General features: G+C 71.7%; 10 protein-coding genes. 4 read left to right on the top strand and 6 right to left on the bottom strand.

Going from position 1 to position 12,549, the window contains the following annotated elements:
• Positions 1–28: 28 nt before the first annotated feature.
• Positions 29–1,048, top strand: coding sequence for a hypothetical protein (locus tag ABGB14_RS25610; RefSeq protein WP_347646359.1), 1,020 nt, complete (start codon positions 29–31; stop codon positions 1,046–1,048).
• Between the two features lie 98 nt (positions 1,049–1,146).
• Here the strand turns inward: ABGB14_RS25610 and ABGB14_RS25605 are convergent, their stop codons facing one another.
• The 3 genes from ABGB14_RS25605 to mshB are packed head-to-tail and all read right to left on the bottom strand — an operon-like array spanning position 1,147 to position 2,993.
• Positions 1,147–1,641, bottom strand: a complete 495-nt coding sequence (locus tag ABGB14_RS25605; protein ID WP_347646358.1) for a flavin reductase family protein — start codon at positions 1,639–1,641, stop codon at positions 1,147–1,149.
• Positions 1,642–1,659: 18 nt separating this feature from the next.
• Positions 1,660–2,076: a DUF6113 family protein gene (locus tag ABGB14_RS25600; protein ID WP_347646357.1), complete on the bottom strand. Its 417-nt coding sequence runs from the start codon at positions 2,074–2,076 to the stop codon at positions 1,660–1,662.
• An 11-nt stretch (positions 2,077–2,087) separates the two neighbouring features.
• Positions 2,088–2,993 (bottom strand): N-acetyl-1-D-myo-inositol-2-amino-2-deoxy-alpha-D-glucopyranoside deacetylase, encoded by a 906-nt coding sequence (gene mshB, locus ABGB14_RS25595; RefSeq protein WP_347646356.1) that lies wholly within the window; start codon positions 2,991–2,993, stop codon positions 2,088–2,090.
• A 44-nt stretch (positions 2,994–3,037) separates the two neighbouring features.
• Between mshB and ABGB14_RS25590 the strand changes: the two genes are divergently transcribed.
• Together ABGB14_RS25590 and ABGB14_RS25585 are read left to right on the top strand one after the other, a co-directional pair.
• A complete protein-coding gene (locus ABGB14_RS25590; protein WP_347646355.1) occupies positions 3,038–5,101 on the top strand; it encodes a prolyl oligopeptidase family serine peptidase in 2,064 nt (687 codons plus the stop codon).
• Positions 5,102–5,271: 170 nt separating this feature from the next.
• Entirely contained in the window at positions 5,272–6,654 is a 1,383-nt protein-coding gene (locus tag ABGB14_RS25585) for an alpha/beta fold hydrolase (protein WP_347646354.1), read from the top strand.
• A 46-nt stretch (positions 6,655–6,700) separates the two neighbouring features.
• On the opposite strand, the gene ABGB14_RS25580 is transcribed toward ABGB14_RS25585, so the two are convergent.
• From ABGB14_RS25580 to ABGB14_RS25570, 3 genes are all read right to left on the bottom strand, one after another.
• Positions 6,701–8,458 carry an ABC transporter ATP-binding protein gene (locus ABGB14_RS25580; protein WP_347646353.1) on the bottom strand — a complete coding sequence of 586 codons (1,758 nt, stop codon included), beginning with the start codon at positions 8,456–8,458 and terminating at the stop codon, positions 6,701–6,703.
• Between the two features lie 3 nt (positions 8,459–8,461).
• The gene (locus ABGB14_RS25575) at positions 8,462–10,150 is read right to left on the bottom strand and encodes an ABC transporter ATP-binding protein (RefSeq protein ID WP_347646352.1); all 1,689 of its coding nucleotides are present in this window, start codon (positions 10,148–10,150) and stop codon (positions 8,462–8,464) included.
• Between the two features lie 316 nt (positions 10,151–10,466).
• Positions 10,467–11,642: an MFS transporter gene (locus ABGB14_RS25570; protein ID WP_347646351.1), complete on the bottom strand. Its 1,176-nt coding sequence runs from the start codon at positions 11,640–11,642 to the stop codon at positions 10,467–10,469.
• A 255-nt stretch (positions 11,643–11,897) separates the two neighbouring features.
• Here ABGB14_RS25570 and ABGB14_RS25565 point away from each other — a divergent pair, with 255 nt between their 5' ends.
• Complete coding sequence (locus tag ABGB14_RS25565; RefSeq protein ID WP_347646350.1) at positions 11,898–12,533, top strand: phosphotransferase; 636 nt, start codon at positions 11,898–11,900, stop codon at positions 12,531–12,533.
• Positions 12,534–12,549 lie beyond the last annotated feature (16 nt).

Here is a 12,549-nt window from a genome sequence, read left to right as displayed (position 1 = left end):
TCCTGAAATCTCCCACAAGAGCAGGATTATGAAACTCTCCATCCTGGGCGCGCTGCTCGGCACCGTCGCACTGGCAGGAGCCGGCGGAGCCGCGATTTCCCAGACGTCAGCGACCGAACCCCTATCCTCTGGCAGCCCACTAGCCGCGAGGGTCGCGTTAACCGACGGCCCGACCGAGACTCCAGTTCCATCGGAAAGTCCCACGACCGGGGAGTACACCGCCAAGACCAAGGTGGTCAAGAAGAGAGGCGTCTCCTATCTGGACGTCTCCCTCACCCACGAAGGGCCCGCGCTCCTCACCGTCAAGCAGAGGGTGTGCAAGAGGAGGTCGTGCAAGACCGCGACCGCCGACATCCCCGTCATCGACGGGGCGGCCGAGTCCACGAAGAGGCTGGGCCGGGGCACGTACAAGAAGCGTGGCAAGGCGCGCGTCGAAGTGACGCCCATCCCCCTGCCGACCGTGACGGAGAGGGTCACGGTGACCATCACCGAGCCCGGCCCTACGGTCACGTTCACGTGCCGGCCCGGCGACCCCCCGACGGAGACGCCCCCACCGACCGACACGCCGACCGACACACCGCCACCGACCGACGCCCCCACGGACACGCCGCCGCCCACTGAGGCGCCGACCGAGACCCCGCCGCCCCCGACGCCCACGGAAACCGCCACCGACACCCCTCCGAGCACCGAGCCGCCGACGGACACCGCGCCGCCTCCGAGCACCGAGCCGCCGGCCGACGCCGCGCCGCCGACGGACGGCGTGTCGCCTTCGGCGAGCCCCACGGAGGAGATCCCCACCTGCCCGCCCGTCTCGCTGCCGCCGACCGACGTACCTCCCACAGGGCCTCCCACAGGGCCTCCCACCGAGGCCCCGTCGGACGCGCCGCCCACTGCGCCGCCCACTGCGCCGCCCACTGCGCAGCCCACTGCGCCGCCCACTGCGCCGCCCACTGGGGCGCCTCCGACACAGACCGTGACACCGACGGACACCGGCGTCCCCACGGACACGGGCGCTCCGTCGCCGTCGGAAAGCGTCCCCGCCCAGTAACGCGGGAACGCGACCCGTGATCGGGCCAGGCCTCGTGCCTGGCCCGACTCATGCGACCCTGCTCCATGACGTGCGCGCGCCCGCGCGCATACGGCAGGTCAGAGCTTCCTGTAGCGGCCCTCGTGGTAGAGCAGCGGCGCCTCCTCCGAGGGCGTGCTGAGCGCCCGCACCTCACCCACCACGATCGAGTGGTCGCCGGCGTCGTGCACCGCCGTGGTGACGCACTCCACGGTGGCGATCGCCCCGTCGAACAGCGCCGCACCCGTCTCACCCCGGTGATGCGCCCACCGCGCGAGTTGCCCGTTCAGCGGCCGCCCGCGATGGGCGAAGAAGCGTGAGACGTCCTCCATCGAGGCCGGCAACACCGACACCCCCCACGTCCCGGTCTCCAGCACTGCGTCATGGAACCTGGCCACCTTCTCGGCGCAGAAGAGCACGAGCAGGGGTTCGAGGGAGACGGAGGTGAAGGAGTTGATCGTCATCGCCAGATCGACGCCGTCGCGCCACGTCGTGACGATCGCGACTCCGGTGGCGAAGCGGCCGACGACCTTGCGATGCGTTGCGGGGTCCACGTGCCGCTCAGTGAAATGCACAAAGATTACTTTATGCCCCTACATCGGATTAGTCGGAGAATACCCTCTCAACAGCCACGAACCCCGACTTGACGAGGGCGAAAGCAGATAGGCCCCGACAAGGGCCAGCAAACCTCCGTAGAGGTAGATGTAGCCGGGAGCCCCCTGCGCGATCACCAGGTCACCCGCCCCCAGCTCCAGCGTGAACGGCATCGTCACCAGCAGCCACCCGATCGCCGTCGCGACCGCGCCCAGCCGGGCGCGCATCAGCCGGCCCGCCCCCAGGCCCACCCCGAACAACGCCAGCACCCAGACCACCGCGGCCACCGGGACCCCGTCCATCTGCCACACCGGGTGGGTGAAGCCGCCGACGACCGCCATCACGATCCCGAGCACGAACAGCATGCCGTACGCCGCCCCGCCCAGCGCCGACTCGACCTGGCTGTCATGTTCCATAGCGATCGAGATTAGTGGATACCGGCGAACAGATCGTTCTCGCGGTTGTACGGCTCGCCGAGCCCTCCGGCCTCCACGGGCGGCCCCGGCACCGGCAGGCCCGGCGACCCGATCGCCAACGTGTAGTGCTCGACCCCCGCGATCTCCTGGCCGATGTTGTTGGACAGCGCGAACCACGGCTGCGCCACGGTGATCTGCGTGCCGTGAGCCCGCATGGCCTCGATCTTGTTGCCGATCCAGGGGCGCGCGTCGATCTCGGTGGTGATGTCCTGGTCCGCGCAGCCGTAGGCCATGTCCTCGACGTCCTCGACGAGGAACCCGACCGCGGCCTCCCGCAGCGCCTCCGAGGTTCGGCGCAGCGCGGACCTGGCGACGGCGGTGTGGTAGAGCTTCGCGATCCACCACGGCTCGCCCGAGCCGAAGCCGGGATCCGCGGCCAGCTCGAACGCCCTGCGCGAGACACGGTGCGCCTGGATGTGGTCGGGATGGCCGTAGAAGCCGTTCTCGTCGTACGTGACGAGCACCTGGGGACGCACCTCGCGGATGACCTTGACCAGCTCGCCCGCCGCCTCGTCGAGGTCCGCCTGCCAGAACGCCTTCGGGTGGTCGTTGGAGGCCACGCCCATCATCCCCGAGTCGCGCCAGCGCCCGGGTCCGCCGAGAAAACGGTGATCCTCGACGCCCAGCGCCTTGCAGGCGGCGGCGAGCTCGCCGATCCGGTACGGCCCCAGCGCGTCATCCCTGTCGGCGGCCAGGTGAGCGAGGTCGGCGGGGATGATCTCCCCTTCCTCGCCGAGCGTGCAGGTCACCAGCGTGACGTGGGCGCCCTCGGCGACGTATCGCGCCATGGTCGCCCCGGTGCCGATCGACTCGTCGTCCGGATGGGCGTGCACGAGCAGGAGCCGTCGATCAGTCATAGCCCCGAGCGTAACAATGGTGCGTTCCTGGCAGGATTGGCCCCATGAGTGAGAGCTTCCCGCGACTGTCGGCCAGGACCCGCCGGTTCACCCTCGGAGTGCCCAGGGGTTTCACGATCTCCCCTGACGGCGGCCGGGTGGTCTTCCTGCGGTCGAAGTCGGGCGACGACCCGGTGACCTGCCTGTGGGAGCTCGACACCGAGACGCACGTCGAGCGCCTGGTCGTCGACCCGCGCGCGCTCGACGCCGACGAGGAGGACCTGCCGCGGGAAGAGCGGGCCAGGCGCGAGCGCAGCAGGGAGTCCGCGGGCGGCGTCGTCGCCTACGCCACCGACGCCACGGTGACCAGGGCATGCTTCGCCCTGTCCGGCGGCCTGTACGTGGCCGACCTGGCCGGCGGACAGGCGTACCGGCTCGACACGCCTGGCGCGGTCATCGACCCCCGGCTCTCCCCCGACGGGCGGCACGTCGCCTATGTCACCGGCGGCGCCCTGCGCGTCCAGGACGTGCTCTCCGGCGCCGACCGCGCGCTGGCCACGCCGGAGTCGCAGACGGTGACGTACGGGCTGGCCGAGTTCATCGCCGCGGAGGAGATGGACCGCATGCGCGGCTACTGGTGGGCGCCGTCGAGTGACGCGCTGCTGGTCGAGCGGGCCGACGAGGCTCCGGTCAACGTCTGGCACATCGCCGACCCGGCCAACCCCGACCGTCCTGCCACGGTCCAGCGCTATCCGGCGGCCGGCACGCCCAACGCGGTCACCGAGCTGTTCGTGCTGGGGCTCGACGGGTCGCGGGTCGCGGTGCCGTACAGCGAGGAATACCTCACCACGGCCTCCTGGGACTCCCACGCGCTGTCGATCGTGACGATGACCCGCGACCAGAAGACGATGCGGCTGCTCTCGGTCGATCCGGCGACCGGCGCGACCACGCTCGTCCGCGAGGACACCGATCCCGCCTGGGTCGACATCGTGACGGGAGTGCCCGCCCACCTCGACGACGGGTCGCTGGTCTGGGTGGCCTCCGCCGACGGCGGCCACCGCCTGTACGTCGGCGACCACCCGGTCACCCCGCCGACGTTGCAGGTGCGGGCCGTGCTCGGCGTCGACCACGACAGCGTGCTGTTCAGCGCGAGCGGCGACCCGACAGAGATCCAGCTGTGGACGTGGGACGGCCACTCGCTGCTGCCCGTCTCGACCCGTTCCGGGGTGTTCTCCGGGCGCATGTCGGGCGGGGTCGGCGTGCTCACCGAGCAGAGCCTCGACACCGAGGGCGTGTCGGCCACGGTCGTGAAGCGCGACGGCACGGCCGTGCCGATCCCGTCGTTCGCCGAGCGCCCCGGCCTCGACATGCGGGTCTCGCTCGGCCGTTCCGGCCGCCGCGACCTGGCCACCGCCGTGGTGCTGCCGTCGTGGCACGAGCAGGGCTCGGGCCGGCTGCCGGTCCTGATGAATCCGTACGGCGGCCCGCACGCCCAGCGGGTGCTCAACCAGCGGAGCATCTTCCTGGAGAGCCAGTGGTTCGCCGAGCAGGGCTTCGCCGTGGTCGTGGCCGACGGGCGCGGCACCCCCGGCCGCGGCACGGCCTTCGAGCGGGCCGTGCTCAACGACCTGGCGACCCCGGCGCTGGAGGACCAGGTCGACGCCCTGCAGGGGGTGGCCGAGCAGTACCCCGACGACCTCGACCTGACGAAGGTGGCCATCCGCGGCTGGTCGTTCGGCGGATACCTGGCCGCGCTCGCGGTGCTGCGCCGTCCCGACGTGTTCCACGCGGCGGTCGCCGGAGCGCCGGTGACCGACTGGCGGCTGTACGACACGTGCTACACCGAGCGCTACCTGGGCCACCCCGACGAGCAGCCCGAGGTGTACGAGAAGTCGTCGTTGTTCGCCGACGCGAGCAAACTCGAACGCCCGCTGCTGCTGGTCCACGGCCTGGCCGACGACAACGTGGTGGCCGCGCACACGCTGCGCCTGTCCTCGGCGCTGCTCGCGGCGGGGCGCCGGCACAGCGTGCTCCCGCTGTCCGGCGTGACGCACATGACGCCTCAGGAGGTGGTGGCGGAGAACCTGCTGCTGCTGCAGCTGGACTTCCTCAAGCAGGCACTCGCCTGACGGCCGCCGCGCACAGGATCCTTGGGCGGGCCCGACCCGCCGCACCGACAGAACTCCTCAAAGCGGGCGCAGGGCTGACGGTCTGACAAACCCAGGTCCGACACCCACGCCACGAAGATCAAACCCTGGTCCGACGCGATCCCGCCGCCCTCTGCGGGATCGTGAACGCCATGCTGAAACCCCTCGCCCTGACCCTGGCGCTGCTGGGCGCGGGCCTGTCCGCCCCAGCGGCGGCGGCCACCGCCCAGGAGTGGCGCTCGTGCCCCCAAGACAAGATCGGCATGGTCTGCGCGGACCTTCGGGTCCCGGCCGACTGGAGCAAACCCGACGGCCGCACGATCACCCTGAAGCTGGGGCGGCTCAAGGCCACCGGCGCCTCGGAGGGCTCGGTGCTGGTGGCCTACGGCGGCCCTGGCGGCCCCGGCATCGCCCTGACCCAGGCCAATCCCGGCTGGTGGGCCAAGCTCCGCGAGCGTATGGACATCGTCACGTGGGACACCCGGGGCTACGGCGAGCAGTTCCAAGGCCTCAGCACCGGCCTGCAGTGCGCCTGGACCCGCGTCCCCCTCCCCGACGACCCGGAAGACGACGCCGCCTTCGGCCGGCTGTCCGACACCAACCGCGGCTACGCCGAGGCCTGCCGGCTCAAGGACCCCGAGCTGTTCGCCCACATGAGCTCCGCCGACCACGCCGCAGACATGGAGGCCATCAGGAAGTCCCTCGGCGACGCCCGGCTCAACTTCTACGGCGCCTCCTACGCGGGCATCTACGGCCAGGCATATGCCCGCCTCTTCCCCGGCCGCATCCGCACGATGGTCCTCGACGGCACGATCAACCACAGCACCGCGAGCTGGAAACGCGAGCTGGAGGAGTCGGCCAAGACCAACGAGCGCTTCCTGCAGCGCTTCTTCACCTGGTGCAAGGCCAACGGCTGCTCCGACGTCCCCGGCCGCTGGCGGGCGCTGATCGCCAGAGCCGAGCGCACCCCCGTTCCCACCACGACGGCCAATGTCGCCTACAACGGCCGTGACCTGCAGTCCTTCGCCATCAGCAGGGCCCGGCAGGGCAAGCCGGCCTGGCCTGACCTGGCCCAGACGATCCGCAAGGCCGCCAGGGGCGACGCGTCCGGCTTCGTGCCCGCTCGCGGCGCCCGCTACCCCGACCAGGCCACGGGCGTCACGGAGTGCACCGACTGGCCCCGCTTCGCCGACCGTGAGGAGATGGCCGCCACCCAAGCCCGCCTGCGCAAGATCGCCCCCAACGCGGGCACCGCCAACACCCTGTCCACGGCGATGCTGGGCTGCATCGGCTGGCCGGTCCCCGTGACCAACAAGCCCGCCCCTCTCCCCAAGGGCCTGCCGCCCCTGCTCGGGGCAGGAGCGTGGGGCGAGTCCGACGCGGTGGCGCGGGCACTGTCCCCGGTCTCGGGCAGCGCCGTCATCCATCACGACGGGCCCGGCCACACGCTCTATGGCTTCAACGAGTGCGCCCGCGACCACATCAACCGCTACTTCACCGACCGCACCGTCCCCGCCAAGTCCGCACGATGCTGACGGGATCCCTCCGGAGATGCCGTCCCGCCCCCGTGGGCAAGCGGTGTCATTGGCGAGCGGAGGAGGTGCCGTGCCAGCTGGTCCAGAGGGCCGCGTAGGAGCCGCCCGCCGCCACCAGCTCGTCGTGGGAGCCCAGCTCGCTGATCCGCCCGTCCTCCACGACGGCCACCCGGTCCGCGTCGTGCGCCGTGTAGAGCCGGTGGGCGATCGCGATGACCGTCCGCCCGTCGAGCACGGCGGCCAGCGAGCGTTCCAGGTGCCTGGCGGCGCGTGGGTCGATGAGGGAGGTGGCCTCGTCCAGCACCAGGGTGTGCGGGTCGGCGAGCACGAGCCGGGCCAGGGCGAGCTGCTGCGCCTGCGCGGGCGAGACGGCCAGCCCGCCGGATCCCACGTGCGTCTCCAGGCCGGCGGGCAGCTCCAGCACCCACTCGAGCGCGTCCACCGCTTCGAGCGCCTTCCTCACGGCCTGGTCGTCGGCGTCGGAGCGGGCGATCACCAGGTTGTCGCGCACCGTGCCCTTGAACACGTGATGTTCCTGGGTGACGAGCGCGACGTGGCCGCGCAGGTCGTCGAGCGGCAGCTCGACCAGCGGCACCCCGCCCACGGCCACCGCGCCGGCGCGCGGTCCGTGGATGCCGGCCAGCAACCGCCCGAGCGTGGACTTCCCGGCGCCCGACGGCCCGACCATGGCCAGCCGCTCCCCCGGCTGGACGGTCAGCGACACGCCGTGCAGCACGTCGCGGCCCTCACGGTAGGCATAACGCACGTCCGACGCCTCCAGCAGCTCGCCGGAGGGCGACGACGACGCGGAGGCCACCCGGTCGTCGGGCACGTTGGCCACGCCGAGCAGACGCGCCATGGAAGCTCCGCCCACCTGCAGCTCGTCGATCCACATGAGAAACCTGTCGAGCGGGTCGATGAGCTGCTGGGCATAGAGCGTCGCGGTCGTCACCTGGGCGAGCGCCACCCAGCCGTTGGTGTAGAAGAGGCCGCCGACCAGCAGTGTGGCCACGACCGGCAGCACATAGCCCAGCTCGACGGCAGGGAACCACACGGTGCGCAGGTGCAGCGTGTAGCGTTCGGCGGCGTACGATCGCGCGATGTCGTCGTCGGTGCGGGCCCGGCGCCGCTCCTGCAGCCCGAGCGCCTCCACCGCCCTGGCGCCTTCGACGGTCTCGGCCAGCCCTTCGGTGAGGTCGGCGTAGGCGGCGTTCTCACGGAGATAGCCGTCGCGCGCCCGCTTCAGATACCACCGGGTGGAGATCCACAACACCGGGCCGGCGATCAGCATGGGCAGCATGAGCAGCGGGCTGACCAGGAGCAGGGCGCCCACGGTGATCACGAAGGTGACGGACGCGATGAGCGTCTCGGGCACGGCGTGCCGCACGGTGCGCGACAGGGCGTCGACGTCACGGGAGGTCCTGGTGATCAGGTCGCCGGCGCCGGCCCGCTCGACCGTGGACAGCGGCAGCCCGAGCACCCGGTCGACGAACTCCTCGCGCAGCTCGGCCAGCACCTTCTCGCCGAGCCTGGCGGAGGCCAGCACGGCATAGCGCACGAGGACACCCTGCAGCAGCAGGAACCCCCCGATGGCGGCGGCCACGACGACGACGTCGACCTCGGCTCCATACTGCACGTCCTGCACCAGCCTGCCGAGCTGCCACGGCACGGCCAGCCCGGCCACGGCGGCCAGACCGTGCAGGAGGAGGGCGAGCGTGAGCTCGCGCGGATAGCGCAGGGTCAGCCGCCTGGCGTAGGCGCGCACCTGTTTGGCGTCGGCGACCGGAAGGATCTCGCGGGCCATGGGTCAGTCCTCCCCGCGGGTCACGGTCGCGGCGTAGGCGGGCGTGCTGTCGAGCAGCTGGCGGTGTGCGCCCTCGGCCAGCACCCTGCCGTCCTCGACGTAGATGACGTGGTCGGTGCGGTCGAGCACCAGCGGGCTGGTCGTGCAGATCAGCGTGGTGCGGCCGGCGCGGGCCTTGGCCAGCCGGCCGGCGATACGGGCCTCGCTGTGGGCGTCGACGGCGCTGGTGGGCTCGACCAGGATGAGCACCTCGGGGTCGGCCAGCAGCGCCCTGACCAGGCGCAGCCGCTGCTGCTGCCCGCCGGAGAACTCACGACCGGCCTCGGCCACGACCGTGTCGAGCCCGTCAGGCAGAGCCTCGACGATGTCGTCGGCGCAGGCCGCGTGGAGTGCCTCGCGCAGCTGCGCGTCGGTGGCGCCGCCGCGCACGTCGAGCTCGTCGCGCAGGCGCCCGGTGAACAGGCGGGCGCTGTTGTCGGCGACGAGGATGCGCTCGCGGACCTCGGCGATGGGCAGGTCGGCCAGGTCTGCCGCGCCGAAGGTGACGTCGCCGTCGGCGTAGCGGCCGAGCCGGTCGGCGATGGCGGCGGCGTCGTCGGGCGAGCTCGCGGCGATGGCGGTCAGCGAGCAGGGCTGGAGGGTGACGCCGCTGTAGGAGTCGCGCAGCACGCCACCGGGGCTGCTCCCGGCGCCGCCGGCGACCTCGGGCTCGATCGACAGGATGCGGATCACGCGACCGGCGGCGACGTGGCCCTTGGTGAGCTTGTCGGCGGCCTCGGTGAGGGTGCGCAGGGGGCCGATGAGGAAGACCGCGTAGAGATAGAAGGAAACGAGCTGGCCGGTGGGGATCTCACCGGCGACGGCGAACGAGGCGCCGACGCCGGTCACGATGGCGATGAGCAGGCCGGGCAGCACGATCTGGGCGCCTTCGAGCACCGACTCGACCCTGGCCACGCCGACGCCCGCCTGGCGGACGAGCTGCGACTCCTCGCGGTAACGGCCGGCGAACACGTGCTCGCCGCCGATGCCGCGCAGCACCCGCAGCCCGGCCACGATGTCGCTCGCCCTGGTGGACAGGTCGCCGACCAGCTCGCGGTGCCTGAGCTGCCGCCGGTGCAGGGGGCGCAGCAGCGGCGAGACGGCGAGGGCCATGATCGGCACGCCGAACAGCACGAGCAGGCCGAGCGGCAGCGAGGTCGAGATGAGGATCACGGTGACGGTGACGATCGCCACGATGGAGCCGGTGCCGCGCAGCAGGATGTCCATGGAGTTGCCGATGTGGGCGATGTCGGAGTTGCCGACGCTGACGACCTCGCCGGTGGACAGCCGCTTGGGCAGCGTCGCGCCGAGCCTGGCGGCCTGCCTGGCGGTCACCTGCACGGTGCGGTAGGCGGCCGACAGCCAGGTGTGCACGGCCATCCGGTGGCGCATCAGCCCGGTGTAGGCCTGCAGCAGCCCGAGCGCCAGCAGGACACCCGCCCAGAGCAGCAGCGCCCGGGTGTCCTTGGCGGTGACGGCGTCGATGCCCCTGCCGAGCACGGCCGGCATCAGGGCCTGCACCAGCCACCACAGGGTCGCGAAGCCGATGCCCGGCAGGAGAGACGGCCACTGCCTGCGCGCAGTCCACCACAAATAACGCAGCGGGCTGCGGATGTCGGGCACGCCAGGATCGGCCTCAGGAAGGGAGCGCATAGCCTGACAACCTTGACAAGGCGCGAGGCGGCCCGGCAAACGGTTTTCGACCTGCTGGAACGTTCCCCTGGACGGCCGGTTCCCGACGGCGGCGCCGGACAAACCCGACGAAACCGGTAGAAGCTCCGGCGTCACCTCAGCCTTCACCCCGTGGGCGATGCGCAGGTCCGCCGCCGCCCTGAGGATGGCGTCGAGCCTCCAGCGCGGGTGTGGCGGCCGGTGCGCAGGGTGGCCGGCACCATCTGATCACCGGACATGTCCCGGTTCGGGTCCGTGGTCGCGGTCGACGAGTGACGGGGCCGGTGCGGCGGTTGCGCTAGCGCCCCTGGAGGCCCTTGAAGGCCCGCATCGTGTACGCCAGCGTCACCAGCGCCGTGAGCGCGAGCAACGCGAAGCCGACCGTGTACGCCCCGGTGGCGGCGTAGACCGCCCCCATGACGAGCGGCGGGAAATAGCCGCCGAGCCCTCCTGCCGCGCCGACGAGCCCGGTCACCGTCCCCACCCTGGACGCCTCGACCAGCTTCGCGACGAGCGCGAACACGCCGCCCGTCCCGAGTCCGAGGAAGAGCGCCATGAGCACGAAGCTCGCCCCCGCGGGCAGCTCGGCCGGCGGCTCCAGCGCCAGTACGAGCGCCATGACCGTGGTGCCGCCGAAAGCGATGAGCAGGACCTTGACCGGGCCGATCCGGTCGGAGAGCGTGCCGCCGAGCGGCCGGGCCAGCACCGCCGCGATCGAGAACCCGGCCGTGCGCAGCCCCGCGCCGGTCTGGGCGAAGCGGTACACGTTCTGCAGCAGGGTCGGCAGGTACGTCGAGAAGGCCACGAACCCGCCGAAGGCCACCGCGTACAGGAAGGCCGACTGCCAGGTCGCCTTGAGCGCCATGGCCTTCCTGATCCGGGGCCACGCGGGGGCGGTCGCGGGCGACCAGCGCGGCGAGTCGCGGCTCGCGCCCAGCATGACGAGACCCGTCACCGCGAGCGCCGCCGCCATCAGCACGTGCGTGAAAGGCCGCCCGAACGTCTCCACCAGGACCGGCGTGCAGAACGCCGACAGCGCCGTGCCGCCCATGCCGGCCCCGAACACGCCGGTGGCGAAACCCCGGCGGGCGGGTTCGTACCATGCGTTGACGAAGGGGATGCCGATCGCGAACGACGTGCCGGGGACGCCCAGCAGGAATCCCCAGAACAGCAGCCAGCCGTACGACGTGGACCAGCCGGTGAACAGGACGGGCACGATCGAGACGAAGCAGACGACCGCGAACATGCGCCGGCCTCCGAACCGGTCGGCCAGCATCCCCACCGGGATCCGCCCCAGCGAGCCGACCACCACGGGGATCGCCACCAGCAGCGAGAGCTGCGTCTGCGACAACCGCAGCTGCCTGCTGTAGCTTCCGGACAGCGGACCGATGAGGTTCCACGCCCAGAACGTCACCGCGAAGGCCACCGTGGCCAGCACCAGGTTCCGCACCTGGCCTGCACGAAGTTCGGACATGCACTCTGTGTAACAGATTCTCGCTTTCCTGTGACGGCGTGAGGGCGTGCGGCGACGACCCGGGCGGACACTCTTTACATGGTGCCCACCGTGGCCGGGATGGTGCTGTCCGCGCCTTTCCCGGTCAGCCGCCCGGAGCGCGCTTCTTCCACCCCGCTGGGCGGTCTGCCCCGTCCTTACATCGTGTATCGCGAGCGCGGGCGATAGTGCGCGGGTGCACCCGGCACGGGTCCCGGTGCGCCAGAATCGACCCTTGTGAAGCACGGGTACACCAACAGCACGGTCGGCGACGGCGCCCTGGTCGTGAAGTGCTACCAGGGGCCCGAGGCGGCGTTCAGGCTCAGCACGGAGAGCAGATATCTGCGCCGCCTGCGCGGCCGCATTCCCGTCCCCCGCGTCCACCAGGTCACCTCGACGAGCCTGACCACCCGCTGGGTCGAGGGCTCCCACGGCCAGGACCTCCTGGACGACGGCCGCGCCGCGGAGGTGCTCGCCGAGTGCGGCCGCATGCTGGCCCGCATCCACAGGCTCGGCATCGTCCACGGCGACTACGGGCCGCAGAACATGCTGTTCCACCCGGCCACGTTCGAGACGACCGCGATCCTCGACTGGGAGTGGGCCCATCCGGGTCGGCCGGTCGAGGACCTCGCCTGGTGCGAGTGGATCGTCCGGATGCACCACCCCGAGCACGTGCCGCTGCTGCCGTGGTTCTTCTCCGCCTACGGCGAGCCCGTGCCCGGCTGGGCGGAGCGCCACGCGGCGATGCTGGCCCGCTGCCGTGACCTGCTCGACTTCTGCGTCCGCTGGGAGCCCGGCGGCGGCGAGAAGATGTGGCGCGAGCGCATCGACACCACGGCCGCCTGGACCGAGCGGGCCGCCGGACGTCTTTGACAGGTTCTGTCGGTGT

The sequence above is a fragment of the Nonomuraea sp. B10E15 genome (assembly GCF_039871615.1).
Taxonomy (GTDB): domain Bacteria; phylum Actinomycetota; class Actinomycetes; order Streptosporangiales; family Streptosporangiaceae; genus Nonomuraea.
The sequence above is the reverse complement of the archived record's forward strand: the minus strand, read 5'-3'. Positions and strand labels throughout refer to the sequence as shown.

Coding starts and splice junctions, on each gene's coding strand:
- ABGB14_RS25585 (WP_347646354.1), top strand. CDS start 5,272: ATGCTGAAACCCCTCGCCCTGACCCTGGCGCTGCTGGGCGCGGGCCTG.
- mshB (WP_347646356.1), bottom strand. CDS start 2,993: ATGACTGATCGACGGCTCCTGCTCGTGCACGCCCATCCGGACGACGAG.
- ABGB14_RS25570 (WP_347646351.1), bottom strand. CDS start 11,642: ATGTCCGAACTTCGTGCAGGCCAGGTGCGGAACCTGGTGCTGGCCACG.
- ABGB14_RS25580 (WP_347646353.1), bottom strand. CDS start 8,458: ATGGCCCGCGAGATCCTTCCGGTCGCCGACGCCAAACAGGTGCGCGCC.
- ABGB14_RS25600 (WP_347646357.1), bottom strand. CDS start 2,076: ATGGAACATGACAGCCAGGTCGAGTCGGCGCTGGGCGGGGCGGCGTAC.
- ABGB14_RS25590 (WP_347646355.1), top strand. CDS start 3,038: ATGAGTGAGAGCTTCCCGCGACTGTCGGCCAGGACCCGCCGGTTCACC.
- ABGB14_RS25575 (WP_347646352.1), bottom strand. CDS start 10,150: ATGCGCTCCCTTCCTGAGGCCGATCCTGGCGTGCCCGACATCCGCAGC.
- ABGB14_RS25610 (WP_347646359.1), top strand. CDS start 29: ATGAAACTCTCCATCCTGGGCGCGCTGCTCGGCACCGTCGCACTGGCA.